General features: G+C 70.7%; 23 protein-coding genes and 2 pseudogenes. 16 read left to right on the top strand and 9 right to left on the bottom strand.

Translation table 11 applies throughout. The features are described 5' to 3' along the window. Window positions 1-50 precede the first annotated feature (50 nt). Window positions 51-1,205, top strand: a complete 1,155-nt coding sequence (locus AKJ13_RS01270; protein WP_050731763.1) for a histidine kinase dimerization/phosphoacceptor domain -containing protein — start codon at window positions 51-53, stop codon at window positions 1,203-1,205. Between the two features lie 9 nt (window positions 1,206-1,214). Here AKJ13_RS01270 and AKJ13_RS29960 read toward each other — a convergent pair whose 3' ends face one another. After that, window positions 1,215-1,388, bottom strand: coding sequence for a YqaE/Pmp3 family membrane protein (locus tag AKJ13_RS29960; protein ID WP_064774594.1), 174 nt, complete (start codon window positions 1,386-1,388; stop codon window positions 1,215-1,217). 217 nt (window positions 1,389-1,605) lie between these two features. On the opposite strand from AKJ13_RS29960, the gene AKJ13_RS01265 reads away from it, so the two are divergent. Both AKJ13_RS01265 and AKJ13_RS01260 read left to right on the top strand, forming a co-directional pair. After that, on the top strand, window positions 1,606-1,893 hold the full coding sequence (locus AKJ13_RS01265) for a type II toxin-antitoxin system RelE/ParE family toxin (RefSeq protein ID WP_050731762.1): 288 nt from the start codon (window positions 1,606-1,608) through the stop codon (window positions 1,891-1,893). A 4-nt stretch (window positions 1,894-1,897) separates the two neighbouring features. Then, a complete protein-coding gene (locus AKJ13_RS01260) occupies window positions 1,898-2,182 on the top strand; it encodes a HigA family addiction module antitoxin (protein WP_050731761.1) in 285 nt (94 codons plus the stop codon). 118 nt (window positions 2,183-2,300) lie between these two features. Here the strand turns inward: AKJ13_RS01260 and AKJ13_RS01255 are convergent. The 8 genes and pseudogenes from AKJ13_RS01255 to AKJ13_RS01220 form a co-directional block, all read right to left on the bottom strand. Continuing rightward, a pseudogene (locus AKJ13_RS01255) lies at window positions 2,301-3,889 on the bottom strand (c-type cytochrome). A 21-nt stretch (window positions 3,890-3,910) separates the two neighbouring features. Then, entirely contained in the window at window positions 3,911-4,288 is a 378-nt protein-coding gene (locus AKJ13_RS01250; RefSeq protein ID WP_050731760.1) for a hypothetical protein, read from the bottom strand. Further along, window positions 4,288-4,791, bottom strand: a complete 504-nt coding sequence (locus tag AKJ13_RS01245) for a TspO/MBR family protein (RefSeq protein WP_050731759.1) — start codon at window positions 4,789-4,791, stop codon at window positions 4,288-4,290. The genes AKJ13_RS01250 and AKJ13_RS01245 overlap by 1 nt, the downstream gene beginning before the upstream one ends. Further along, a complete protein-coding gene (locus AKJ13_RS01240) occupies window positions 4,788-6,002 on the bottom strand; it encodes a geranylgeranyl diphosphate reductase (protein ID WP_050731758.1) in 1,215 nt (404 codons plus the stop codon). The genes AKJ13_RS01245 and AKJ13_RS01240 overlap by 4 nt, the downstream gene beginning before the upstream one ends. Before the next feature lie 4 nt (window positions 6,003-6,006). Next, on the bottom strand, window positions 6,007-7,332 hold the full coding sequence (locus AKJ13_RS01235) for a BCD family MFS transporter (RefSeq protein WP_050731857.1): 1,326 nt from the start codon (window positions 7,330-7,332) through the stop codon (window positions 6,007-6,009). 152 nt (window positions 7,333-7,484) lie between these two features. Next, a complete protein-coding gene (gene chlG / locus AKJ13_RS01230) occupies window positions 7,485-8,369 on the bottom strand; it encodes a chlorophyll synthase ChlG (RefSeq protein WP_050731757.1) in 885 nt (294 codons plus the stop codon). Between the two features lie 607 nt (window positions 8,370-8,976). Beyond that, a complete protein-coding gene (ppsR, locus tag AKJ13_RS01225) occupies window positions 8,977-10,422 on the bottom strand; it encodes a transcriptional regulator PpsR (protein WP_050731756.1) in 1,446 nt (481 codons plus the stop codon). A 30-nt stretch (window positions 10,423-10,452) separates the two neighbouring features. After that, window positions 10,453-11,364, bottom strand: a complete 912-nt coding sequence (locus AKJ13_RS01220) for a cobalamin B12-binding domain-containing protein (RefSeq protein WP_050731755.1) — start codon at window positions 11,362-11,364, stop codon at window positions 10,453-10,455. 324 nt (window positions 11,365-11,688) lie between these two features. On the opposite strand from AKJ13_RS01220, the gene bchF reads away from it, so the two are divergent. The 13 genes and pseudogenes from bchF to puhE all read left to right on the top strand — a co-directional run bounded on the left by bchF (window position 11,689) and on the right by puhE (window position 25,937). Beyond that, a complete protein-coding gene (bchF, locus tag AKJ13_RS01215) occupies window positions 11,689-12,195 on the top strand; it encodes a 2-vinyl bacteriochlorophyllide hydratase (RefSeq protein WP_050731754.1) in 507 nt (168 codons plus the stop codon). Between the two features lie 20 nt (window positions 12,196-12,215). Beyond that, window positions 12,216-13,469 (top strand): ferredoxin:protochlorophyllide reductase (ATP-dependent) subunit N, encoded by a 1,254-nt coding sequence (locus AKJ13_RS01210; protein ID WP_144426157.1) that lies wholly within the window; start codon window positions 12,216-12,218, stop codon window positions 13,467-13,469. Between the two features lie 4 nt (window positions 13,470-13,473). Then, window positions 13,474-15,061 (top strand): annotated as a pseudogene (gene bchB, locus AKJ13_RS01205) (ferredoxin:protochlorophyllide reductase (ATP-dependent) subunit B). Then, window positions 15,051-18,797 (top strand): magnesium chelatase subunit H, encoded by a 3,747-nt coding sequence (locus tag AKJ13_RS01200; RefSeq protein ID WP_244471472.1) that lies wholly within the window; start codon window positions 15,051-15,053, stop codon window positions 18,795-18,797. Before bchB ends, AKJ13_RS01200 begins: the two are co-directional and overlap by 11 nt. Beyond that, on the top strand, window positions 18,794-19,687 hold the full coding sequence (gene bchL / locus AKJ13_RS01195) for a ferredoxin:protochlorophyllide reductase (ATP-dependent) iron-sulfur ATP-binding protein (RefSeq protein WP_050731752.1): 894 nt from the start codon (window positions 18,794-18,796) through the stop codon (window positions 19,685-19,687). The genes AKJ13_RS01200 and bchL overlap by 4 nt, the downstream gene beginning before the upstream one ends. Then, window positions 19,687-20,391: a magnesium protoporphyrin IX methyltransferase gene (gene bchM, locus AKJ13_RS01190; RefSeq protein WP_050731751.1), complete on the top strand. Its 705-nt coding sequence runs from the start codon at window positions 19,687-19,689 to the stop codon at window positions 20,389-20,391. The genes bchL and bchM overlap by 1 nt, the downstream gene beginning before the upstream one ends. After that, on the top strand, window positions 20,388-21,821 hold the full coding sequence (locus AKJ13_RS01185) for a BCD family MFS transporter (RefSeq protein ID WP_050731750.1): 1,434 nt from the start codon (window positions 20,388-20,390) through the stop codon (window positions 21,819-21,821). Before bchM ends, AKJ13_RS01185 begins: the two co-directional genes overlap by 4 nt. An 18-nt stretch (window positions 21,822-21,839) precedes the next feature. Further along, window positions 21,840-22,619 carry a photosynthetic reaction center subunit H gene (gene puhA / locus AKJ13_RS01180; RefSeq protein WP_050731749.1) on the top strand — a complete coding sequence of 260 codons (780 nt, stop codon included), beginning with the start codon at window positions 21,840-21,842 and terminating at the stop codon, window positions 22,617-22,619. Then, complete coding sequence (gene puhB, locus AKJ13_RS01175; RefSeq protein WP_050731748.1) at window positions 22,616-23,272, top strand: photosynthetic complex putative assembly protein PuhB; 657 nt, start codon at window positions 22,616-22,618, stop codon at window positions 23,270-23,272. Before puhA ends, puhB begins: the two co-directional genes overlap by 4 nt. An 11-nt stretch (window positions 23,273-23,283) precedes the next feature. Next, entirely contained in the window at window positions 23,284-23,760 is a 477-nt protein-coding gene (gene puhC, locus AKJ13_RS01170) for a photosynthetic complex assembly protein PuhC (RefSeq protein WP_050731747.1), read from the top strand. Beyond that, complete coding sequence (locus AKJ13_RS01165; protein WP_007560910.1) at window positions 23,760-24,056, top strand: hypothetical protein; 297 nt, start codon at window positions 23,760-23,762, stop codon at window positions 24,054-24,056. Before puhC ends, AKJ13_RS01165 begins: the two co-directional genes overlap by 1 nt. A gap of 41 nt (window positions 24,057-24,097) precedes the next feature. Next, complete coding sequence (gene acsF / locus AKJ13_RS01160) at window positions 24,098-25,141, top strand: magnesium-protoporphyrin IX monomethyl ester (oxidative) cyclase (RefSeq protein WP_050731746.1); 1,044 nt, start codon at window positions 24,098-24,100, stop codon at window positions 25,139-25,141. A gap of 1 nt (window position 25,142) precedes the next feature. Further along, window positions 25,143-25,937 carry a putative photosynthetic complex assembly protein PuhE gene (puhE, locus tag AKJ13_RS01155; protein ID WP_050731745.1) on the top strand — a complete coding sequence of 265 codons (795 nt, stop codon included), beginning with the start codon at window positions 25,143-25,145 and terminating at the stop codon, window positions 25,935-25,937. Window positions 25,938-26,004 lie beyond the last annotated feature (67 nt).

Below are 26,004 nucleotides of genomic sequence, written 5' to 3'. Positions count from 1 at the left end.
GTCCGGCGACCGGGATTTGGCAGGGGCGCGCTCCCGGCCTACGGTCACCCATGAACGACTTCCAGCCGGGCCTCGACGATACGGATGCGCGGCGGCTCGCGGAGCGTCACGTCGAGGCGATCCGCGAGCACGGGGGGATCTTCGTCGATGCGGTGCGGCTCACCCGCATGCCGATGATGGTCACGGACGCGACCCTGCCGGGCAACCCGATCATCTTCGCCAACCAGGCCATGGTGGAGCTGTCGGGCTACGATCCCGAGGCATTGCTCGGGCAGGACCCGCATTTCATGAACGGGCCCGGAACGGACCCCGCGGCGATCCAGGATTATGAGGCGGCGATCCGCGAGAACCGCAGCGCGAGCCTGGAGATCGAGCAGTACCGGAAGGACGGCACGCGCTACCGAGCGATGCTGTTCGCGAGCCCGCTCGATGACGGGCAGGGCACCGTCACCAACCATTTCCTCTCGTACCTAGACATCACCCGGCGCTTCGACGCCGAGACGCGGCTGAAAGCGCTGGCCGCCGAGCTGGAAGAGCGCGTCGCCGAGCGGACCCGCACGCTGGAGGCGGCCAACGACCGGCTGACGAAGCTCGCGGCAGAGCGCGAGATGCTGCTGGTCGAGGTCAACCACCGGGCCAAGAACAGCCTGTCGATCGCCGGGGCCCTGCTGCGCCTCCAGGGACGACGCCACCCCGATCCAGCCGTCACGGCTTTGTTCGACGAGGCTCAGAAGCGGCTCAACGCCATGGCGCGGGCGCACGACCTGCTGAGCCGGTCGGACCATGTCCAGCAGGTCGATGCCGGCCGCTACGTCATCGACCTGTGCACTGCGCTGACCGCGATGGCCGACGGCGACGACCGCATCCGCCTGGACGTTGCCGTGGAGCCGAGGATCGCCATCAGCGCCAACACGGCGATCCCGCTCGGGTTGGCGCTCACCGAACTCATCACCAACGCGATCAAGTACGCCTTCCCGTCCGGCCGCTCCGGCACGATCGCGGTGGGGCTCCGCCGGGACCAGCCAGGCCGGGTCGCGCTGGCGATCCGGGACGACGGGGTCGGGATGGCTGGCCCGCGCGAGGGCTCGCTGGGCTTCAGCCTGGTGCGATCCCTGATTCAGCAGATTGACGGCGCGCTCGACATCCGCGGCGATGCCGGTGTGCACGTGGCGATCACCTTCCCGGATCTGCCGCCCGCGGCTTGACGCGGCTCGTCAGAGCAGCGGCCGCTCGCGGTTCATCAGCCACAGGGCGTGGACCGTGCCGGGCAGCCAGCCGAGCACCCAGAGCAGGATGTTCAGCAGGAACTGGATACCGAACCCGGTGGCAACGAGCACCGCCACCGGCGGGATGAAGATCGCGAGCAGGATGCGGACGAGGCTGGACACGGGGACTCCGGGCTGAGAGGTTCGGGTTCAAACGAGACGCAGGCGCGTCCGTTCCCCGGGGAGGGCGGCGCCACCCGCCCACTCATTCCGGGGCGCCCCAGGCGCGCCCGGAATTATCTGTTGAAGGTAACCGGGCGGGGGCTGAAGCGCCCGCTCCCGAACCCTTGCCACTCTACGCCGCGCTTGATACGCGTTACGTACAACGTAATACCCGGCGGTGATTCAGAGTTTCGCGGACAGGGATACGGAGGCGCTCCACCGCCACGAGACCTGTCACCGGCGATGGCGTGCCTTCAAAACCGTCGCTCTGCGCAAGCTCGACATGATCGACGCCGCGGCAGCGTTGGGCGACCTGCGCTCCCCGCCCGGCAATCAGCTCGAGAAGCTGAGCGGGGACCGCGAGGGACAGTGGAGCATCCGCATCAACGACCAATGGCGCATCTGCTTCACGTGGGGCGACACCGCCCCCGAGAACGTCGAGATCGTCGATTATCACAGAGGATAACCCCATGCCCCGCCTGCGCACGCACCCCGGTGAGGTTCTGCGCGAGGAGTTCATGGCGCCGCTCGGATTGAGCGCCAATCGCCTCGCCGCCGAGATCGACGTCCCGCCCAACAGGCTCAGCGAGATCGTTCGCGAACGCCGCGGCGTGACCGCGGATACCGCGCTTCGCTTGAGCGTCCGGTTCGGGACGACACCCCAGTTCTGGCTCAACCTGCAGACCGCGCACGACCTTTCGCGGGCAGAGGCCGAGACGGACCTTTCGAAGGTGCGGCACCACGAACCGGCCTGAACACCCGAGACGGCACGCACTTAAAACCAGACAACACCAGCGTGGCAAATCAAGCGGTTGCTTCGTTACCCTCGCAACGACGGGCGGGGCGCACCACGCCCCGCCCGTCCAAAAAAAATCAGTTCTTCGCCGGCGGCGTGATCGCGGTGGGGACGTTCGCCGCCTGCTTCTCCGGGTTCTTCACCTGGCTGTAGGTCACGTTGGCGAAGGAGCCGATCACCGCGGGCCAGCTCGGGTTGGCGTATTGCGGATCGTCGCGGCCGACCTTGCAGAAGGCGGTGGTCAGAGCATTGACCAGGTCGTCGTCGTTGGCGCCCGTGTCGGCCGCCTTGATCTGCGGCACCAGGCGGACCAGGGTCGGCACGAAATCCTGCTGCTTCAGCCCGGCAAGGGTCGCCGCGACCCCGACCTTGTCGAAAGCGGCCTTCAGCGTGTCCTGCTCGATCTCGGCGCAGGGGGCGGTCCCGGCCAGCATGGTCTTGGTGGCGGCCCGGGCCTCGGAGGCCTTGTTGCCGGTCATTGGGGGCGCCTTGTTGCCCCAGGAATTGCGGATGTAGTCGGTGACGTTCTTGACCTCGACATCGGTCATCTGCTGGCCGATCGCCACCATCGGGGCGTAGCCGCTCTGGGCGGCCAGCCCGCCATAGATCACCCGCAGCACCGTCTCGGGCCCGTCCGACATCACCGAGGTGTTGCCGGCCAGAGCCGGCACCGCGCCCTCAATGCCCTTGCCGTTGGGCTGGTGGCAGGAGGAGCAGTAGGTCAGGTAGGTGGAGGCACCCGGCGCGTCGGCGGTGTCGAAGGCGGCGAGATCCTTGGGCTTGTAGGTCTGTTTGGCCGGGACCGTGCGCAGATAGGCGACCATCGCCTTCAGATCCTCCTCCTTCACCTTGGAGAGGGATTCCATGATGGTCTGGCGCATCGGGCCGGCGGCGACGCCGGGGCGGTGCCGGTCTTGAGGTAGGTCACCACCTGCTCGTCGGTCCAGGCGCCGATGCCCTGGTGGCCGTCCGGGGTGATGTTAGGGGCGTACCAGCCGTCGATCACGCCGCCGCCGAACCGGCCGGCGAAGCTCGAATTGCCGACGAGCTTGTTCTCGTTGTGGCACATGGCGCAGTGGCCGAGCCCCTCCACGAGATAAGCCCCGCGGTTCACCTCGGTGCTGGCATTCGGATCGGGCTTGAACCGCTCGTCGGTGAAGAAGGCGGTCCGCCACGTCACCAGCGCCGTGCGGACGCTGAACGGGAACGGGATCTGGCTCTCCTGCCGCTTCTCGTTCACGGCCGGGACCGATTGCAGGTAGGCCCAGATCGCCTGGGTGTCCTCGTCGGTGACCTTGGTGAACCAGCCGAACGGGAAGGCCGGGTAGAGGTAGCCGACGTTCTTGCTGTAGCCGTGCCGGAACGCCTGGTCGAAGTCGGCATAGCTCCAGTTGCCGAGGCCGGTCTCCTTGTCGGAGGTGAGGTTGGGGGTCATGATCACGCCGAAGGGCATGTTCAGCGCGTAGTTGCCGGCGAGGTACTTGCCGCCCGGCGCCGTGTGGCAGGCCGCGCAGTCGCCCATGGTCACGAGATACTTGCCGCGCGCGATCTGGTCGGCCGACCCGTCCTGCGCCAGCGCCGGCGCGGCCAGGAACAGGCTCGCCAGGATCGGCGCGGTCCGGATCGGCGGCACGCGGCCGGAGGAGAGGGCTCTCGTGCGCTGCATGCCGCGTCTCCCATCCCGAGTTTAGAGTTGTTTGAAATTTGTGAGGCGCGTGAACGCGGCCGTTCGGGGCGTTGTTCCGGACGGCGCCGGGATGCGGCGATGTGCCGTGGCGGACCGGAAGCGCAGGCCGAGATCGGCCAGATGGGCGGCGAGCCCGGCGAGCATCCACCCGGCGACCGCGACCCAGCCGGCCCCCGCCAGCGCCGCCCGCAGGGCCAGCATCAGCGCGGCGCCGGATGCGAGCGTGGCCAGCAGGGACGGCAGCGGCGGCCCGCCCCGGCGGCTGAGCCAGGCGAGGACGAGGGCCTCCAGGGCGACGAGCAGGAGGATCCCATCGACGATCCGGCCCGAGGCGAAGGCGTCGGCGACGGCATTGGCGGCAGCGAACGGCGGCTCCATCACGCCGGCTCCCCGAAGGGCGCGTTGAGACGCACGATCCGCAGGTTCAGGCAGGCGGCGACGCTGACCCAGGCGAGGTAGGGCAGGTTCATCAGCCCCGCCGCGGCGGAGACCCGCCCGGTGACGAGCACCAGCACGGCGATCGACAGCCACAGGGCCGCAACCTCGGCGAGCGCCCAGTCGGGCCGGCGGAACCGGAAGAACAGCACGCTCCAGGCGATGTTGAGCACGCCGTTCACCGCGTAGGCGGCCACCAGCAGCAGCCGGGCGGTGGGGTCGGAATCGCCGTTCCAGGCCATCACGGCCGCGATGGTGGTGAGCAGGAAGATCACGGTCCAGACTGGCCCGAAGGCCCAGTCCGGCGGCTTCCAGGCCGGAACCCGCAGGTGCCGGTACCAGGCGTCGGTCCGGGTCGCGAGCCCGCCGGCCAGCGCCACCAGCACGGCGGCGAGGGCCGCCACGGCCGGCGGCCCCGAGCCGGCATCGAGGCCCAGAACGCTCACGGGGAGACCCAGCGAAACAGGTGAGCGAGATCCTTGAAGAAGATCCGCGCGTGGGCGGCGGGCTTCGCGCGGACCAGCTCCTTGTTCATGTAGCTGTCCCAGGTCAGTTGCTGGACGTCCTTGTCCCGGCAGATCGACACGAAGCGCTCGCGCAGGCCGTCGCTGCGGTACCAGACCCACTGCATCATCCCGAGGATCCAGAACACGCGGCCGTGCAGCTTCATGAAGCGGCGGCGGGCCAGCGCGAGGGCCCGGACATCGCCGGTGGCCAGAAAGCTCTTGGCGGCCTCCGCGGAGAGCTGGCCGCCCAGCATCGCGTAGTAGATGCCCTCGCCGGAGGCCGGGGCGACGACGCCCGCTGCATCGCCCGCCAGCAGCACGTCGCGGCCGTTGTCCCAGCGTTTCAGGGGCTTGAGCGGCAGGGGCGCGCCCTCCCGGCGGATCGTCTCGGCGCCATCGAGGCCGGTGGCGACGCGGAGCGCCCGGATCGAGGAGCGCAGCGAGAAGCCTTTCTTGGCGCTGCCGGTGCCGATGCTCGCCGTCTCTCCATGCGGGAAGATCCAGCTGTAGAAATCCGGCGAGTGCCGGCCCTGATAGTAGACGTCGCAGCGGGTGCCATCGACGGCGTCGCCGCCCGGCGCGTCCGGGCCCGGCACCCGGACGATCTCGTGATAGGCGAAGACCTGTTTCATCCGGTCGTGGCCCGGCACCTCGGCCCGGCCCACCGGCGAGCAGGCCCCGTCGGCGCCGATCACGAGCCGCGCCCGGACCGCGTGGCGGGCCTGCGCCTCGCCCTTGCCGGTGGTGAAATGGACCAGCGGCAGGCCGTCATCCGGCCGGGTGATGGTTTCGTAGGCCGCCGCGCGCAGGTCGGCGCCGGCCTGTTCGGCGCGGACGCGCAGCCAGGGGTCGAAATGCTGGCGGTCGACCATGCCGACGAAGCCCTCGCCCACCGGCATGTCCACGGCCTTGCCGCTTGGCGCCACCATCCGGGCGGAGCGGATCTTGGCGACCAGCAGCGAATCGGGAATCGCGAAGTCGCGGATTAGCCGGGGTGGGATCGCGCCGCCGCAGGGCTTGATCCGTCCGGGCTTGTCGAGGAGCAGCACGGCGTGCCCGGCCCGGGCCAGCTCGGTGGCCGCCGTGGCTCCCGCGGGACCGCCACCGACCACGACGACGTCGTAGGACGCATCACCATGCAACCGAGCCATCGCGTCACCTCGCGCCGAGGATGGGATTGAGCGGGACAGATGTCCGGCCCGGGGCCCGGACGGGCTCGAGCCGCAGGGCCAGCACCACCGCGACAAGGAACAGGCCCCCCTCAGCGGCGAAGACGGCGGCGTAGGCCTGGACTGGCTCGGCCGTGATGAGCCGCACCGCATCCACGGCGGCGGCCCCCAGGAAGCCGCCGGCCCCGAAGGCGATGCCCTGGGCCGCGCCCCAGACACCCATGCGGGTGCCGCGCTCCCTTGCGTCGCCGCGGCCGGCGAGGGCCATCATCGAGCCGATGGCGGCGACCGCGTAGGCGCCGTTGGCGACCCCCAGCGCGAACACCACCGGCCGCAGGGGCAGAAGGTCGCCGCCGGCGGCGAGCGCGAACAGGGCGGCGGCCGAGCCGGCGCAGCCGAGCGCGATCCAGAGCCTGAGGGAGGCGAGGGGGGTGCCGCGGGCGGCGAGCGTCACGCCGGCGACCAGCAGCATCCCGGCGAGCACCCCGCCATGCTGCAGCCCGGCGAGCTTGGTGGTGGCCCCGGGGGTCATGGCGAAGGTCAGCCCGGCATAGGGCTCCAGGATCAGCTCCTGGGCGCTGTAGGCCAGCATCGAGACGAACACGAAGATCGTGAAGGTCCGGGCTACGGGATCGGCGAGCACATGGGCCAGCACCGTGAAGAACGGTTTTTTGGCCGCTTCGGGCTCCGGCGCCCGCACTGGCAGGCGGCGCTCGACGCCGGCCAGCGCCAGCACGGCCACCATGAAGGCAATGGCCGAGACCGAGCCGGAGACCGCGACGAGGCGCAGGCCCGAGAACGGATCCAGGAAGTGGCCGGCGAGCGGCGCCGTCAGGGCGAAGCCCAGGATCATCATCACCCAGACGATGGTCGCGGCCGCCCCGCGGCGGGCCGGCGCGACGCCCCCCGAGAGCAGCACCAGCAGGGAGGTCCCGGCGGCCCCGGCGCCGATCCCGACGCAGAGGAACGACAGGGCCGCCAGGGCGAGGCCGAGCGCGAGATCGGTGGCGGCGAGCGCCGTGCCGCAGGCCGCCCCGAACCCGCCCACGCAGAGGGCGGCCATGCCGCCGACGATCCAGGGCGTACGCGTCCCGCTCCGGTCCGAGCCGTAGCCCCAGCGCGGACGCAGCACCTGCGCGGCATAGTGCAGGGCGACCAGGAACCCCGGCACCAGGGCGGGGAGCGCCAGCTCCACCACCATCACCCGGTTGAGCGTCGCGGTCATCAGCACGACGACGCTGCCCAGCGCGGTCTGGACCAGGCCGAGGCGGACGATCTGGGGCCAGCCGAGGCCGTCTTCGGGCGCGGTTATCCCTCCCCCATCTGCGGGAGAGGGCTGGGGTGAGGGGTACGCGCTTTCCGGAAAGACCTGGCCCCTCACCCTGTGCCTCTCCCGCTCGGGAACGGGAACCCGCGCCGCATCCGGCACCGTACCGGAGGCCGCGCTCGATCCGGATTCGCGCATCACGCCCCTCCCACCAAGGGCCGCAGCGCGAAGGCGGCGACCAGCATGCCGACCACGTAGAGGGTCGTGCCGGTGCCGTTATACCAGGCTGCCCGCTCGCGCGGGCTCTTCAGGAAGCGGTCCATCAGGGCGACCTGTCCGGCGAGCAGGGCCGCCACCAGGGCGGCGTGGCCCTGGCGCTCCCAGGCGAGCAGCAGGCCGATCACCACGACCTGCGGCACCGCCATGACCAGGCAGGCGAAGCGGGCGGCGCGGTCGGAGCCCATCTGGACCGGCAGGGACAGGAGCCCCATCCGCCGGTCGCCCTCCACGGACTTGAAGTCGTTCAGCGTCATGATCCCGTGGGCGCCGATGGAATAGAGCAGAGCGACGAGCAGCACCCGCCGGTCGGGCAGGGCCGCGGCCATCACGGCGGCGCCGGTGAACCAGGGCAGGCCCTCGTAGCAGAGCCCGACCGCGGCATTCCCCCACCACCCGTTTTTTTTCAGACGCAACGGCGGGGCGGAATAGATCCAGGCGAGCACCAGCCCGAATAGGGCGGCCCCGAGGATCCACGGCCCGAGCGCGGCTGCGACCAGCAGCGACAGCAGCGTCCAGCCGAGGGCCAGGTAGAGGCCCCAGCGCCCAGGAATCCGCCCGGAGGGAATCGGCCGGCCCGGCTCGTTGATCGCGTCGACATGCCGGTCGAACCAGTCGTTGGCGGCCTGGCTGGTGGCGCAGACGAGCGGCCCGGCGAGCACGACCCCTGCGGCGATCACCGGCCATTGCCCGTGAGCCGGCTGCCCGGACGAGATCACCCCGCAGGCGAACGCCCACATCGGCGCGAACCAGGTGATCGGCTTGAGAAGCTCGACGACGGCGCTCGGGGCGGGCGTGGTGGCCATCCCGGCACGCTACCGGGGTGACCGACCGTGTCAAGCTGGATTTACACTTCACGGCAAAATGTCGATCCAGCTTGGCGAACAAAGCGCCCAGCAGGCTGACGAATACATAATCCGACACCATCGTGAGCCGGACACGATCATGTCATGAGATGGTCGATTCGCCGAGGGGTGGGGGTTCTTAGGCTTGACCTTCGAAGAGTTTGCCAAGGTTCGCCGCAGCAACTCTTAGAAGAGCCGCACGGGCGATCCCGCCCTCACGGTCGCGTCTGCGCCGGATTGGTGCGGATGTGGCGACGCCATCCGGCCCACAGGTTCTGCCCCGATTGGGAGCCGCCCGCCGCCCTGGGTTGCTGTGCTACGCTCGTAATGACCGCGGGGGTTGCAGCGGCCCGCGCGGGCGTCCCGATCGCATCCGCATCCCGATATGCTGCGCAGCAGCCACACAGGAGCCTTCCAGCCGGCCGCGCGATCCCTGGAAGGCTCCTTCGAGGCCTACGCTGCGCTCCGGCGCCTCAGGATGAGGGGATGGGCTGGAGATCCCACCCATCCCATCCCCGCCACGGGCCAAGCCGGGCTGAAGCCCCCGCATCCCGAATCGGAACAAGAATCAATCGTCTTCGCCGGGGGCGTCGAGGTCGCCGACGCCGTAGCGGCGCATCTTGGCGTAGAGGCCCTGGCGGCTCAGGCCGAGCATCTCGGCCGCGGAGGCACGGTTGTCCCGGGTGATCCGCAGGGCCGCCTCGATGCAGAGTTTCTCGATCAGGTCCGTGGTCTCGCGGACCAGGGTCTTCATCGAGACCCGGCCGACCAGCTCGGCCATCTGCTCCACCGAGCGCGGCACGTCGCGGCTGCCGGCGAGCCGTCCTTCGGGGATCCGCCGGGGCGCGGAGCGGATCGCGAAGCCTAGGCAGGGCCGTGAGCCCGGCACCGAGACGGCAGCGACCTCGACATCCTCGACGCCGCCATAAGTCCCCCGGATCACCGTGGCGAAGCGGCGAACCGAGCCATGATCGACCAGGCTGGCGAACAGGGCCTGGGCCTCGGTATCCTCGCGGCCGAGCCACTGGTCGAGGGGCCGGCCCCGGGCCTGGCCCTCGGTGGCGAGCTGCGCCAGTTCCAGGAAGGCGGCGTTGGCCATCAGCACCCGGCGGGTGGAATCGGTGACCACGAAGCCCTCGGGCATCGCCTCGATCACCGCCCGGGTCGGCGCTTCCTGGTCGGGGCTCGCCTCGGCGGCGGCCGGATCGGCCACAAGCCGCATCAGCGCGCTCGGGCCGCCCTCGCCGCGGAACAGCGAGACCGAGACCGTCACCTCGCCGCGCCCGTGGGGCAGGGTCGCGCGCACCTCCCCGGCCTGGCCGGTCGCCCGCAGGGCGGCGAATTGCGCTTCCAGCGAGCGGGCGCTGCCGGCCTCGAACAGGTCCACGGCGTCCTGGCCGGCGAGCCGTTTGGCCGGGCGGCCGAGCAGGCGCGCGGCGGCGGGGTTCGCCTCGACGACCCGGCGGGTGCCGGCATCGACGACCAAAACCGGCTCGCCGGAGATCTGGAACAGCAGCCGGTAGCGGGTCTCGGACGCGCGCAGGCGGTCGTAGTCGCGCTCCAGGGCCTGCTGGGCATCGGTGAGCCGGCGCTGGAGCGCGGCCACCGCCCGCATGTCGCGGCCGAGGATGAGGATCGGCCCGCCCTCCACTGAGCGGAGCGAGGCGTAGCGGATCGGCAGGTCAATCCCGCTGGGGGAGGGGTGGTTGATCTGCCGCCAGCGGGTGATGCCGCCGATCTGGGCGTCGCGCAGCAGCGCGTCCACCTTCGGCCGGCTCTCGACCGTCACGGTGTCGATCCAGCGCCGGCCCAGCCAGCCGGGGATGTTCTCCGCTTCCAGATCGGCCGCCGCGGTGGCGTCCCGGATCACCCCGTCGGCATCGATCACGAGGGACAGGTCGGCCGAGGCCGCGACCAGACGTCCGACCGCCTCTCCATCGAGGTGGCCGGCCACCTGGAGCAGCGCCGGAGGGGGCGGCTGCGGGGTGGGGTGAGGCTGGGGCGTCACGATCACCGTAATGTGATGGTTGTACTTTGGACCCTTTCAGCAGGCTAGGGCGCGTCTGTCCAGCAACGCTTCGGCCGTGGCCGGCGCCAGGCACCCGTCCGGTGCACAGGCATCGGCGCCGACGATGCCCGCCTCGCCGCCGTAGCGGGCAAAATATGGGCCGCCGACGATCACCCGGACGTCGGGATTGGCGGAGGCCCGCCGGACATCCGCCACGGTGACGGTCAGGGTGGGCAGGAACACGTCGCAGGACAACGACAGCCCGACCACGTCGAACCACTCGGTGCGCAGCAGGTTCAGGGGATCGACCCCCGGCCCGGGGACCGCGGTGGTCACGTCCCAGCCGGCCTCGCGGAAGAAGCTCGCGACGATCGACAGGCCGAAATGATGGGTCTCGCCGGGGCAGGGCAGCAGCAGCACGCTGCGGCCGTTGGCCGGGACCGACTCGTCCTCGAGCTGCGCGCAGAGGCGCCGGCTCACCGCCTGCAGCCGGCCCAGCGCCTCGGTCACGGCGAGGAAATCGCAGACATCGTCCTCCCAGAGCTCGCCGAGGTGGCGCGCCGCCGGGGCGAGCAGGTCGAGGAGCAGGCGCGGCAGGGGCAGCCCGCTCTCGCGCAGGGCGGAGACCTGGCGGTCGAGGTCGATCGGCCCGGGGGCGAGCAGGAGGGCGCTGAAGGCCGCGATCTCGTCCGGGCTCGGCGCCCGGTCGGCCTGGGCGCGGCGGCCGGCGGGCCGGTGGGCCAGCATCAGCCGGGGCAGGATTTCCGCCTCGACCAGGCGGGCCAGCGCGTCCGGCACCGCCTTGTCGTCCGCGGCGGGGCGCGGGATGGATGGGTGGCGCACCCGCGGGCCGTCCGCGAAGGACGGCCGCCCGTCGCTCATCGTGCCGCAGCCGCCGGCGACCGGCCCAGGGTCCAGACGCTCACCGAAATGCCTCCAGTCTCCCATCGGCATCCCTCCCAAAAGCGGCCCCGGCCCAGATGGACCGGCAATTCCGCATGCGCGTCGAGCACGGCGTTGGCCGCCTGTCTTCTCACGTCTTCGTCGTCGTCGATCCTCGGATCAAACCAGCCAAGCTACGAAAGCCCCAACCAGCGTTTGGAACGATACCCAAGGCGCCGATCTTGGCAATGACTTGGAACAAAGAAAATATGTCAAACCGCGTGTCATCTCAGACGATCGTCAAGCACACTTGACACTTTTGGGGATGCGGCCCTAGCCTCTGCCAACGACGACGTCCCAGGACGACGCCGCGCACAGGGGAGCGGATGCATGGGTCCCGGGGACCGGCCAGCACGACCGCTCTACACGGCCGCCGAGCGCCTGCGGCGCGACGCCTCGCCCTGGACCCTGGTGCAGGGCGTGCTGGCCCCGGCGCAATTCGTGATCTTCCTGGTGAGTCTCGCCCTGGTGCTGCGGGCGCTCGCCAGCGGGCAGGGCCAGCTGGCCGCCGAAGTATCCGTGGTGGTGAAGACCCTGGCGCTCTACGCGATCATGGTCACCGGCTCGCTCTGGGAGAAGGCGGTGTTCGGCCGCTGGCTGTTCGCCCCAGCCTTCTACTGGGAGGATGTGGTCAGCATGCTGGTGCTGGCCCTCCACACCGCTTACCTCGCCGCCCTCGCCACCGGCGCCCTCGGCGCTCAAGCCCTGCTGATCCTCGCGCTGGCGGCCTACGCGACCTACCTGGTCAATGCCGGGCAGTTCCTGCTGAAGCTCCGATCCGCCCGCCTGGAAGGCGCCGGCACAGGCCATCCGCAGCTCGCGGAGGCCCTGTCGTGAATGCGCCCGTCCCGCCCCCGGTGGCCGCGTGCGGCGACATCGACCTTCATCAGGAGCACGGCCAGCGCGCGGTGTTCTGCGGCCTCACCGGCATCGTCTGGCTGCACCGGAAGATCCAGGACGCCTTCTTCCTGGTGGTCGGCTCGCGCACCTGCGCCCACCTGATCCAGTCGGCCGCCGGGGTGATGATCTTCGCCGAGCCGCGCTTCGCCACCGCGATCATCGACGAGCGCGACCTGGCCGGGATCGCGGACGCCAACGAGGAACTCGACCGGGTCGTCACCCGGCTGATCGAGCGGCGGCCGGACATCAAGCTCCTGTTCCTGGTGGGCTCCTGCCCGTCCGAGGTGATCAAGCTCGATCTGTCCCGGGCGGCCCAGCGCCTGTCGGGGCGCCTCGCACCGGTGCGGGTGCTGAACTATTCCGGGTCCGGCATCGAGACGACCTTCACGCAGGGCGAGGATGCCTGCCTAGCCGCCCTGGTGCCGGAGCTGCCGCGGGCGCCGGCCGAGGAAGCACCGTCGCTCCTGATCGTCGGCGCGCTGGCCGATGTGGTCGAGGACCAGTTTCTCCGGATCTTGTCCGCGATGGGCATTGCCGACGTCCGGTTCCTCCCGGCCCGCCGGGCCGGCGCGATGCCGGCGGTCGGGCGCAAGACCCGATACCTGCTGGCCCAGCCGTTCCTGGCCGACACCGCCCGGGCGCTGGACGAGCGCGGCGCGCGCCGGCTCGCCGCGCCGTTTCCGCTCGGCGCCGAAGGCACCACCGGCTGGCTGCGCGCAGCTGCCGAGGCCTTCGAGATCGATGACGCGACCTTCGCGGCGGCGACCGCGGCCGGGCGCGCCCGGGCCGAGACCGCGCTCGCGCCGCATCGCGAGAAGCTCGGCGGCAAGCGGGTGTTCTTCTTCCCCGATTCGCAGCTCGAAGTGCCGCTCGCCCGATTCCTCGCCCGCGAGCTCGGCGTGGCGCTGGTCGAGGTCGGGACGCCCTACCTGCACCGGGCGCATCTGGCGGCCGAGATCGAGTGGCTCCCCGCCGGCACCCGGGTGACCGAAAGCCAGAGCCTCGACGACCAGATGGATCGCTGCCGGGCGGCGCGGCCGGACCTCACGGTCTGCGGCCTCGGCCTCGCCAACCCGCTGGAGGCCGAGGGCCTCTCGACCAAGTGGTCGATCGAGCTGCTGTTCACCCCGGTCCAGGGCTACGAGCAGGCCGGCGACCTCGCCGAATTGTTCGCGCGCCCGCTCCGGCGCCGCGCGCTGCTGGAGGTGTAGGGCGATGCAGCTCACCCTCTGGACCTACGAAGGCCCCCCGCATATCGGCGCGATGCGCGTCGCCACCGCGATGCGCGGGCTGCACTACGTGCTGCACGCGCCGCAGGGCGATACCTACGCCGACCTGCTGTTCACGATGATCGAGCGGCGGGATGCGCTCGCCCGTCACCTACACGACCTTCCGGGCGCAGGATCTCGGCCGCGACACCGCCGAGCTGTTCAAGACCTCGGTCGCCGCCGCCTACGCGCGCTTCCAGCCCCAGGCGATGATCGTCGGCGCGTCCTGCACCGCCGAGCTGATCCAGGACGATCCGGGGGGGCTCGCCAAGGCCCTCGACCTGCCGATCCCGGTGATCCCGCTGGAGCTGCCGGCCTATCAGAAGAAGGAGAACTGGGGCGCGTCCGAGACCTTCTATCGGTTGGTCCGGGCCCTCGCGGGGCCGGCCTCGCCCCGAAGCACGGATGAGCTGCGGCAGCGCCCGCTCTGCAACATCCTGGGCCCGACCGCGCTCGGCTTCCGCCACCGCGACGACCTCATCGAGATCCGCCGGCTGCTCGACACGCTCGGGATCGACGTCAACGTGGTGGCGCCGCTCGGGGCCAGCCCGGCCGATCTCGGCCGACTCAGGGATGCCGACTTCAACGTCGTGCTCTATCCGGAGACGGCCCGCAGTGCGGCCGAGTATCTCAAGAAGAGTTTCGGGCAGCCGTTCACCAAGGAAGTGCCCCTCGGGGTCGGCGCCACGAACCGCTTCGTGGCGGAGGTCGCGGCTCTGGCCGGTATCGATTCGGCGCCGCTCCTCAACGGGTCCGGCTCGCGCCTGCCGTGGTACTCGCGCTCGGTCGATTCGACCTACCTGACGGGCAAGCGCGTCTTCGTGTTCGGCGACGCGACCCACGCGATCGGCATTGCCCGGATGGCCGCCCGGGAACTGGGCTTCACCGTCGTCGGCCTCGGGACCTACGGCCGCGAATTCGCCCGCGAGGTCCGGGCCGAGGCGGCCGAGCACGGCATCGAGGCCCTGATCACCGACGACTATCTCGACGTCGAGGCCGCGATCCGCGCCGCCGCCCCGGAACTCGTCCTGGGCACCCAGATGGAGCGCCACGTCGCCAAGCGGCTCGGCATCCCCTGCGCGGTGATCTCCGCTCCGGTCCACGTCCAGGACTTCCCGGCGCGCTACGCCCCGCAGATGGGCTTCGAGGGCGCCAACGTCCTGTTCGACACCCTGGTCCATCCGCTGATGATGGGCCTCGAAGAGCACCTCCTCGGCATGTTCCGGGAGGATCCCGAATTCCACGACGGCGTCGGCCCGTCGCATCTCGGCGGCACGCCGTTCGAGGCCCCGCCGGTTGCTGCGCCCGTGCCCCCGGTGACCCCAAGCCCGGCAGTCGCGCCGATCCTCCTGGAGGAAGCGGTCACGATCACGGACGCCCCCTGGGCCCCCGAGGCCGAGCGGGAACTGAAGAAGATCCCGTTCTTCGTGCGCGGCAAAGCGCGCAGCAACACGGAGAAGTTCGCCCGTGAGCGGCGGCTGCCGCTCATCACCCTCGAAACCCTCTACGACGCCAAGGCGCATTATGGCCGCTAGAGCGCTCCCCGCCGGCCTGGAGGCCGGCTCGTCGAAGGCGGACGCCTCGCAGCGCCGGCCGCCGATCCGCGTCGTCATCGTCACCCTCGACAACCACCTCGCGAGCGCGGTCGAGCGGGCGCGCCTGCGCCTGCGGTCCGAGATGCCCGGCGTGGTGCTCGGCTTCCACGCCGCGGCGGAGTGGGACACCGATCCCGCGGCGCTCGACGCCTGCCGCAGCGACATCGCCCAGGCCGACATCGTGCTCTCGGCCATGCTGTTCATGGACGAACATGTCCGGGCGATCCTGCCGGCGCTCGCGGCCCGGCGCGACGCCTGCGACGCGATGGTCGGCTGCCTCTCGGCGAGCGACGTGGTGAAGACGACCAAGCTCGGCCGCTTCGACATGAGCGGCACCAAGCGCAGCGCCCTGGACTTCCTGAAGAAGCTGCGCGGCAAGCCCGGCCAGCAGGGCAATGCCGGCCGCCAGATGGCGCTGGTGCGCAAGCTGCCGAAGATCCTGCGCTTCATCCCGGGCTCGGCGCAGGACGTGCGCGCCTACTTCCTGACGCTGCAATACTGGCTGGCCGGCTCGGACGAGAACGTCGCCGCCCTGGTCCGTTTCCTGGTGCATCGCTACGCCGCCGGCGCACGCGCCGTGTGGCGCGACGGCCCGGCCGCGCCGGCGCCGCTCGACTACCCCGAGACCGGCCTCTACCACCCGCGCATGGCCGGCCGGATCGGCCAGGCCCCGTCCCGCCTGCCGCGCGCGGCGGAGGCGCGCGGCCGGGTCGGGCTGCTGCTGATGCGCAGCTACGTGCTGGCCGGCAACACCGCCCATTACGACGGGGTGATCGCCGCCCTCGAGGCCAAGGGCCTCGACGTGGTGCCGGCCTTCGCCAGCGGCCTCGACAACCGCCCGGCCGTGGACGCCTTCTTCATGCGCGACGGACGCGCCCGGATCGACGCCCTGGTCTCGCTCACCGGCTTCTCGTTGGTCGGCGGCCCGGCCTACAACGACGCCGCGGCGGCCGAGGCGATGCTGGCGCAACTCGACGTGCCCTACCTCGCCGCCCAGGCGCTGGAATTCCAGACGATCGAGCAATGGGAGGCGGGCGAGCGCGGCCTGTCGCCGGTCGAGGCGACCATGATGGTCGCGATCCCCGAGCTCGACGGCGCCACCGCCCCGATGGTGTTCGGCGGCCGCTCCGCAGCGTCCGGCAGCGACAACGCCCGAGACATGCGCGCCCATCCCGAGCGGGTCGCGCGGCTGGCCAAGCGGGTCGAGAGCCTCGTGTCCCTGCGCCGGACGCCCAAGGCCGCGCGCAAGATCGCCGTGGTGCTGTTCAACTTCCCGCCGAATGCCGGCGCCACCGGCACCGCCGCGTTCCTGTCGGTCTACGCCTCGCTGCTCAACACCCTGAAGGGCCTGGCGGCGGACGGCTACGCCGTGGAGATCCCGGAGAGCGTCGACGCCCTGCGCGAAAAAATCCTGGACGGCAACGCCAAGCGCTACGGGACTCAGGCCAACGTCCATGCCCGCATCCGGGCCGAGGACCATGTCCGGCGCGAGCGATACCTCGCCGAGATCGAGACCCAGTGGGGTCCGGCGCCCGGCCGCCACCAGACCAACGGCGCCGACCTGTTCGTGCTCGGCGCGCAATTCGGAAACGTCTTCGTCGGGGTGCAGCCGGCCTTCGGCTACGAGGGCGACCCGATGCGCCTGCTGTTCGAGCACGGCTTCGCGCCGACCCACGCCTTCTCGGCCTTCTACCGCTACCTGCGCGAGGATTTCGCCGCCGACGCCGTGCTGCATTTCGGCACCCACGGGGCGCTCGAGTTCATGCCCGGCAAGCAGACCGGCCTGTCCGAGGCGTGCTGGCCGGAGCGCATGATCGGGGCGCTGCCCAACATCTATCTCTACGCGGCCAACAACCCATCCGAGGGGACGCTCGCCAAGCGCCGCTCGGCCGCGACGCTGGTGAGCTACCTGACCCCGAGCCTGGCCACCGCCGGGCTCTATCGCGGGCTGCTCGACCTGAAGAGCTCGATGGAGCGCTGGCGCGGGCTCGACCTCGAAGCGACGGCCGAGCGCGAGACCCTCGCCCGGCTGATCCAGGAGCAGGGCGCCGCCGTCGATCTCGTCCCCGCCGAGCCGGCCTGGACCGGCGACCTCGGCGCCCAGGTCGCGAGCCTCTGGTCCGCCGTGCAGGAGCTGGAGCAAACCCTGATCCCGCATGGCCTGCACGTGGTCGGCGAAGGCGTGCCGGAGGCGGAGCGGATTGACCTGCTGCTCGCCCTCGCGGAGGCCTCGCATGGGCTCAAGCCCGAACGCGCCGGCATCGCGGCGCTCGTGGCGGGGCAGGGCGCCGAGGCCGCCTTCGCAGCTTCCGGGCTGCCGGCGGATACCGAGACCCGCGCCGCCTTCGCGGGCCTGGCCAAGACCGACGCCCTCCTGGCGCGCGACCACGAGGTCCCGGCGCTCCTGCGGGCGCTCGACGGCCGCTTCATCCCGCCGGTGGCCGGCGGTGATCTCCTGCGCAACCCGGCGATCCTGCCGACCGGACGCAACATCCACGGCTTCGACCCGTACCGCCTGCCCTCGGCCTTCGCGGTGGCCGACGGCGCCCGCCAGGTCGAGCGCATCCTTGAGCGCTTCGCCGCGGACGGAAAACCCTGCCCCGAGAGCGTCGCCCTGGTTCTCTGGGGCACCGACAACCTCAAGAGCGAGGGCGGCCCGATCGCCCAGGCGCTTGCCCTGATCGGCGCGGCCCCGCGCTTCGACGGCTATGGCCGGCTCAGCGGTGCGGTGCTGATCCCGCTGGAGACCCTAGGCCGCCCGCGGATCGACGCGGTGGTCACCCTCTCGGGCATCTTTCGGGACCTGCTCCCGCTCCAGACCAAGCTGCTGGCGGAAGCGTCCTTCCTCGCTGCCACCGCCGACGAACCCCTCGAACAAAACTTCGTGCGCAAACATGCCCTGGCGATCCAGGCCGAGCAGGGCTGCGACCTGGAGACGGCGGCTTTGCGGGTCTTCTCCAACGCCGAGGGCGCCTACGGGGCCAACGTCAACCACCTCGTCGATTCGGGAAACTGGGACGACGATGCCGAGCTGTGCGAGACCTTCTCGCGCCGCAAGAGCTTCGCGTATGGCCGGAACGGCCGCCCGGCGCCGCAGCGCGACCTGATGAAGGCGGTGCTGGCCTCCGTCGACATGGCCTACCAGAACCTCGATTCCGTCGAGGTCGGCGTCACCTCGGTGGACCATTACTTCGACGGACTCGGCGGCATGGGCCGGGCGGTGGCCCGCGCCCGAGGCGAGGCGGTGCCGATCTATATCAGCGACCAGACCCGCGGGGAGGGGCGCGTGCGCTCCCTCGAAGAGCAGGTGGCGCTGGAGACGCGCACCCGCATGCTCAACCCGAAATGGTACGAGGGGCTGCTCAGCCACGGCTACGAGGGCGTGCGCCAGATCGAGTCGCACCTGACCAACACGGTCGGCTGGTCGGCCACCGCCAACGCCGTCCAGCCCTGGATCTACGAGCGCATCACCGAGACCTACGTGCTCGACCCCGCGATGCGCGAGCGCATGGCCGCCCTCAACCCCACCGCCTCCGCCAAGGTCGCCCAACGGCTGATCGAGGCCCACCGGCGCGGCTTCTGGCCCCCCGACGCAGCGATGCGGGACGCCCTCGACCGGGCCGAGGAGGAACTGGAAGATCGTCTCGAAGGCGTCACCACAGGAGTCGCCGCATGAACATCGCCATCCGCAATCCGGTCATCGCCCGGAAGGAAGAAGGCAGCGTTCAGGTCGCCCTCGACCCGGACCTGAAGATCGAGACCGCGAAGGTGTTCGCGGTCTACGGCAAGGGCGGCATCGGCAAGTCCACCACCTCGTCGAACCTCTCGGTGGCGTTCTCCAAGCTCGGCAAGCGGGTGCTGCAGATCGGCTGCGACCCCAAGCACGACTCGACCTTCACGCTGACCAAGCGCCTCGCCCCCACGGTGATCGACGCCCTTGAGGCGGTGAACTTCCATTCGGAGGAGCTGCGCGTCGAGGACTTCGTCGTCGAGGGCTATAACGGCGTGATGTGCGTCGAGGCCGGCGGCCCGCCCGCGGGCACCGGCTGCGGCGGCTACGTGGTCGGCCAGACGGTGAAGCTCCTCAAGGAGCACCACCTTCTGGAGGATACCGACGTCGTCGTGTTCGACGTGCTGGGCGACGTGGTCTGCGGCGGCTTCGCCTCGCCCCTCCAGCATGCCGACCGGGCGCTGATCGTCACCGCCAACGACTTCGATTCGATCTTCGCGATGAACCGGATCGTGGCAGCGATCCACGCCAAGGCGAAGAACTATCCCGTACGGCTCGGCGGCGTCATCGCCAACCGCTCGGCCAAGACCGACGAGATCGACCGCTTCAATGCGGCAGTCGGCCTGAAGCGGCTCGCCCATTTCCCCGACCTCGACGTGGTCCGCCGCTCGCGGCTCAAGAAGTCGACCCTGTTCGAGATGGATTCCTCGCCCGAGCTCGACGCGGTGACGGCCGAATACATGCGGCTCGCCGAGACGCTCTGGGCCGGCGAGGAGCCCTGCGAGGCCGTGCCGATGAAGGACCGCGACCTGTTCGAATTTTTGGGATTCGATTGATGGTCGGCGCGAGCTACGACACCCGCAGGGGTGAACTGACCACCTATTTCGACCGCACCGCGGTCGAGGCCTGGTCGCGCCTGACCTCCGACGCGCCGGTGAGCCGGATCCGAGCTACCGTGCGGGCCGGCCGGGACGCGATGCGCGGAACGCTGCTCTCGTGGCTGCCCGCCGACATGACCGGCCTGCGCCTGCTCGATGCCGGCTGCGGCACCGGGGCGCTCAGCGTCGAGGCCGCCCGGCGCGGCGCCGAGGTAGTCGCCATCGACGTCTCGCCGACCCTGGTGGGCCTCGCCCGGGACCGGCTTCCGGCGATCCCCGGACCCGGCCGGATCGCGTTCCGCGTCGGCGACATGCTCGACCTGGGCCTCGGCCGGTTCGACCACGTGGTGGCGATGGATTCGCTGATCCATTACCGGGCCGCCGACATCGTCCGGGCGCTCGCGGTGCTGGGCGCCCGCACCGACGGCTCGGTGTTGTTCACCGTGGCGCCGCGCACGGCCCTGCTCACCGTGATGCACGCCGCCGGAAAGCTGTTCCCTCGCGGCGACCGCTCGCCGGCCATCGTGCCGGTGACCGAGGGCGGCTTGCGCCGGCGGATGTCCTCGGAGCCGGCGCTCGACGGATTCACCTGGGCGCAGAGCCATCGGGTCAACAGCGGCTTCTACCTGTCGAACGCGATCGCGCTGGATCGTTCGCGATGAGCAGCGCCGCCTCGCAAAAGCTCACCCGCGCCCTCATGCGCCTCGGCCCGGCGATCCTGCCGTTTGCGGACGCCGCGACCGTCGAGCTGCCGATGGGGCGCCTGCTGCGGCTGGCCCTGTTCCAGGTGACCGTCGGCATGGCGGCGGTGCTGCTGATCGGCACGCTCAACCGGGTGATGATCGTCGAGCTCGGCGTCCCGTCCTGGATCGTCGCCGTGATGCTGGCCCTGCCGCTGATCTTCGCGCCGCTGCGGGCCCTGGTTGGGTTCCGGTCGGACACGCACCGCTCGGTGCTGGGCTGGCGGCGGGTGCCGTATATCTGGTTCGGCACCCTGCTCCAGTTCGGCGGCCTGGCGATCATGCCGTTCGCCCTGCTGATCCTGTCGGGCGACACCACCGGCCCGCTCTGGGTCGGGGATTTGGCCGCGGCGCTGGCGTTCCTCCTGGTCGGGGCCGGGCTGCACACCACCCAGACCGTCGGCCTCGCGCTGGCCACCGATCTCGCCCCGGCGCATGCCCGCCCGAAGGTGGTGGCGCTGCTCTGCGTCGCCCTCCTGTTCGGCATGATGGCGAGCGCCCTGCTGTTCGGGCTGTTCCTGGCCCACTTCTCGCCCGTTCGGCTGATCCAGGTGATCCAGGGCGCGGCGCTGGTCACCATCGTGCTGAACGGGGTCGCCCTGTGGAAGCAGGAACCCCGCGATCCGAACCGGGCCCAGTCCGCGCCGGCGCGGGATTTCCGCTCCTCCTGGCGCGCCTATGCCGGCCAGGGCGCCGCGCGCCGGCGCCTCGTGGCGATCGGGCTCGGCACCGCGGGGTTCTCGATGCAGGACATCCTGCTCGAACCCTATGGCGGCCAGATCCTGCACCTCTCGGTCGGGGCGACCACGGCCCTGACCGCTCTGCTCGCCGCCGGCGGCGGGCTCGGCCTGCTGATCGCCGCCCGCTGGCTCGGCCGCGGCGGCGACCCGTTCCGGGTCTCGGCCGTCGGCGTCGGCATCGGCATCCTGGCCTTCTCGGCGGTGGTCTTCGCGGCGCCGCTCGCCTCCGCCGACCTGTTCGCGGCCGGCGTCAGCTTGATCGGGCTCGGCGGCGGGCTGTTCGCCCACGGCACGCTCACCGCCTCGATGAACCGGGCCGGGCCCGAGGATACCGGGCTGGCGCTCGGCGCCTGGGGCGCCGTCCAGGCGAGCGCCGCGGGCATCTCCATCGCCGCGAGCGGCATCGTGCGCGACCTCGGCGGCGCCATCGCCCAGTCGGGAGTCCTCGGCGAGGGCATGAACGAGCCCGCGATCGGCTACCTCATCGTCTACCACATCGAGATCGCCCTCCTGTTCGCGGCCCTGATCGCCCTGGGCCCGCTGGTTCGGGAGGATGCGCGCGCAGCCATTCGCGATCGCCTCGGCGGCACCCTTGCCGAACGGACGGCCTGAGACTCGGGGAGGATAACCATGCCAACCGGCGCCATTACGGGTTACGTCGACGTCGCCCAGGTCGTGCTCTACGCGTTCTTCATCTTCTTCGCCGGACTGGTCTTCTGGCTGCGCCGCGAGGACCGGCGCGAGGGCTATCCGCTGGAGAACGAGATCGTCGGCCGCCGCAAGGCGCCGGACCCGGTCCTGATTCCGCGCTCCAAGGCGTTCCACCTGCCGGGCGGCGAGACCACCTACGCGCCGCAGGCGATGCAGGGCAGGGACGACATCGAGACCGGGATCCCGGCCCGCAAGGTCGAGCCCTGGCCCGGCGCGCCCTACGAGCGGACCGAGGCCTCCCTCCAGGCCGGCGTCGGCCCGGGCTCCTGGGTGGTCCGCCACGACGTGCACGACAAGACCTGGGACGAACAATACCGGATCGTGCCCCTGCGGGTCGCCACGGCCTTCGTCATCCACGAGGACAGCCCGAACCCGATCGGCATGACCGTGTTCGGCACCGATAACGCGGTGGCGGGTGTGGTCAGCGACGTCTGGGTCGACCGCGGCGAATCGCTGATCCGCTACTACGAGGTCGAATTGCCCGCGGGTGGCCGCCGGCTGATGCCGACCACGTTCTGCCGGGCCGGCGGCTTCACCAAGACGGTCAAATCCGAGGCCCTGCTCGCCGCCCAGTTCGCCGACATCCCGGCGACCCGGGATCCCGACAGCATCACCTTCCTGGAGGAGGAGCGGATCATGGCCTATTTCGGCGCCGGCACGCTCTACGCCACCCCGGCCCGGGCGGAGCCCCTGCTATGAGCGGCGATTTCCTCCCCGAAGGCACTCCGCGCGGGTTGCCCGGCCCGCTGCCGGCGAACGAGCGGATCCTGTGGCAGGGGTCCCCGACCATCGGGGGGCTGCTGGTCCGGGTCTATCACGCCCGCCTGGTCGCGGCCTGGTTCGCCGCCTGCGCCCTGGCCTTCGGGCTCACGGCCGGCTCGCCCGTCTCGGCGCTCGCCACGGTCGGCCCGACCCTGGCGGTCGGCGCGGTCGGGCTCGCGTTGCTCTGGCTGTTCGCGTGGCTCAGCCACCGGACCACGGTCTACACGATCACCGATCGCCGGGTGGTGCTGCATACCGGCATCGCCCTGCCGGTGACCCACAACGTCCCCTTCGCGCAGGTGGAGGGTGCGGCGTTGCGTGCCCTCACGGATGGGAGCGGGGATCTGCCGCTCCGGTTGCGGCCGGGTCTGCGCATCGCCTACCTTCAGCTCTGGCCGCATGCCCGGCCCTGGCGCATCGCCCGGACTGAGCCCATGCTGCGTTCCGTCCCGGATGCGGACGCGGTGGCGGCGCTCCTGGCGCGGGCAGTCGAGGCCCATGCCGCGGCGTCGCAGACGGTGCGGCCGGTGATCGTCCCGCGTTCGCGGGCGGTCCAAGAAAATCCCGGCCGCCTCGTCGCGGCCGAATAGGGAGAGGCGCGATGGGCGAGCGGGCGGAGAGCGTCGGCCGAGCCGCAGGACCAGCACCGGCCCTGCTGATGATCGGCGCCGGCGCGCTGATGGGCTTCGCCATGCTGGCCGTCCTGATCGGGCGCAGCGAGGGCATCGGCATGATCGCCCTGCCGGCGGCCAAGCCGGTCGAGCGGCTCGAATTCCGCGCCGAGGACCAGGTCGACGGCTCCATCGCCCTGCGCAACGCCGCCGACCGGCAGATCGTCGCCTGGATCCGTCCCGGCGAGGACGGTTTCCTGCGCGGGACCCTGCGGGGCCTCGCCCAGGCCCGCCAGCGCGACGGCCTCGGCCCGGAACAGCCGTTCAGCCTGACCCGCTACGATGACGGCCGCCTGTCGCTCGCCGATGACGTTACCGGCCGCCGGGTGCCGCTCGAAGCCTTCGGCCCGACCAATGCCGGCGCCTTCGCCCGGCTGCTCGCCGCCGCCGGCCCGGAGACGCGCTGATGGGCCTGTTCGCACGCCGCACCGTCACCGTGCCCTGCACGATCGAGATCGAGCAGACGCCCGAGAGCCTGCACGCGCACGTCACCCTGGATTCCGGCTTCGAGATCGAGCCCGGCGACGCGGTTCAGGTCCACGACGCCCCGACCTCCGTGCCCTACGGCGAGCGACTCACCGTCCGACGCACCGCCACCGTCACCCGGGCCGGCCTGCTGGAGCGGGCCTGGACGAAGCTCGTCGCCCATCTCGAACTGACCGAGCTCTACGAGGTCAGTTTTTCCGAGAGGAGGAAGCTGTGAACGCTCCTGTCCCGCCGCTCTCCGGCCAGCCGGTCCCGAAAATGCCGGTCAACGAATCGACCAAGGCCGCCCAGGAAACGACGTTCTTGAGCCCGCGCTTCTACACCACCGATTTCGACGAGCTCGACCGCACGGATGTCGAGCCGGTGCGCCGGGACTGGGACCTGCTCATCGCCGAGCTGCGCGCCGACCCGAACAAGCGCCACTTCACCCGCAACGCCGATTTCGACTGCGACCTGTCGCAGATGGAGCCGGAGCTGCGGAAGGAGTTTTTGGACTTTCTGGTCTCGTCGATCACCGCCGAGTTCTCCGGCTGCGTGCTCTATGCCGAGATGAGAAAACGCGCCAAGAATAAAGATATCAAAGAACTATTTGGTTTCATGAGCCGCGATGAGGCGCGCCATGCCGGCTTCATCAACGACACGCTCAAGGATTTCGGCATCGGCGTCGACCTCGGATTTCTCACGAAATCCAAAAAATACACGTTTTTCCGGCCGAATTTCATCTTCTACGCCACCTATCTGTCGGAGAAGATCGGCTACGCCCGCTACATCACCATCTTCCGCGAGCTGGAGAAGCACCCGGAGCGGCGCATCCATCCGATCTTCAAGTGGTTCGAACTGTGGTGCAACGACGAGTTCCGCCACGGCGAGGCCTTCGCGCTGCTGATGCGCGCCAACCCGAAGCTGACGAGCGGCGTGAACCGCTACTGGATCCGGTTCTTCCTGCTGGCGGTGTTCGCCACGATGTATGTGCGCGACCATCACCGCCCGGCCTTCCACGCCGCGCTCGGGGTCGACCCCACCGACTACGATTACAAGGTGTTCCGCATCACCTCCGAAATCTCGCGGCAGACCTTTCCGCTGGAACTCGACCTCGACAACCCGAAGTTCCGGGCCGGGCTCGACAGGCTGCTCGCCTGCTCCCGGGCGATCGCCGAGGCCCGGGCCCAGGGCGGCGTCCTGGGCAAGCTCAAGCACGGCGCCCAGGCGCTGCGCGCGGCCGCCACCTTCGTCCGGCTCTACCTCCTGCCGGTCAAGACGAACGCCCTGCCGGCCGATATCCGCCTCCAGCCGGTCTGGTAGGATGGCGACCTACGCCGTCCCGGTCGCCTACGCCCTGGTGCTTTGGTGGTTCTTTACCGGGCTGATCCTGCTGCTCGACCACGCCCCGCGGCGCACCCATCCGTGGAGCATGGCCGGCGCGACCCTGCTGCTCGCCGGCGCCCTCGTGGCGATCCGCACGAGCGCGCAGGATACCAGCGCCGCGGGGGCCTACACGGCGTTCACGGCGGCCCTGGTGGTCTGGGGCTGGCAGGAGATGAGCTACTATATGGGCTTCCTGTCGGGCCCGAAGCCGGCCGCCTGCGCGCCGGGCCTGCGCGGGCTCGACCGGTTCCTGGCGGCGCTCGCCACCAGCCTGTGGCACGAATTCGCCATCGTGATCGGCGGCCTGGCAATCCTGGCCCTGGTCTGGGGCGGGGCCAACACCATCGCCCTCTGGACCTACGGCGCGCTCGTCGTGATGAACCTGTCGGCGCGGCTCAACCTGTTCCTCGGGGTGCGCAACCTGCACGCCGAGTTCCTGCCGGACCATCTCGGCTACCTGGCCTGCTACCTGTCCCGCAAGCCGATGAACCTGCTGTTCCCGGTCTCGGTGAGCCTCGGAACCGTCGCGGCGGGCCTGCTCGGGCGGGCGGCCCTCGGCCCGGACCTGCTGGCGCACGAGCTGATCGGCTTCACCGTCCTGGCGACCCTGATGGCTCTGGCGACGCTCGAACACTGGTTCCTGATGCTGCCGCTGCCCTCGGCCGAGCTGTGGCGCTGGAGCCTGCCGGCGCGCGATCCGGACGGCGCGGCGCGGCCGGGGGACAACGGGTAGACCCGGCCATCACGAAAGGATTTCGCGCGCGCACCAATTTGGAACTGGTCTCGTGCGAAATCCGACC

This window comes from Methylobacterium sp. ARG-1 (genome assembly GCF_001262595.1).
In the GTDB taxonomy this organism is placed as follows: domain Bacteria; phylum Pseudomonadota; class Alphaproteobacteria; order Rhizobiales; family Beijerinckiaceae; genus Methylobacterium; species Methylobacterium brachiatum.
The sequence above is the reverse complement of the archived record's forward strand: the minus strand, read 5'-3'. Positions and strand labels throughout refer to the sequence as shown.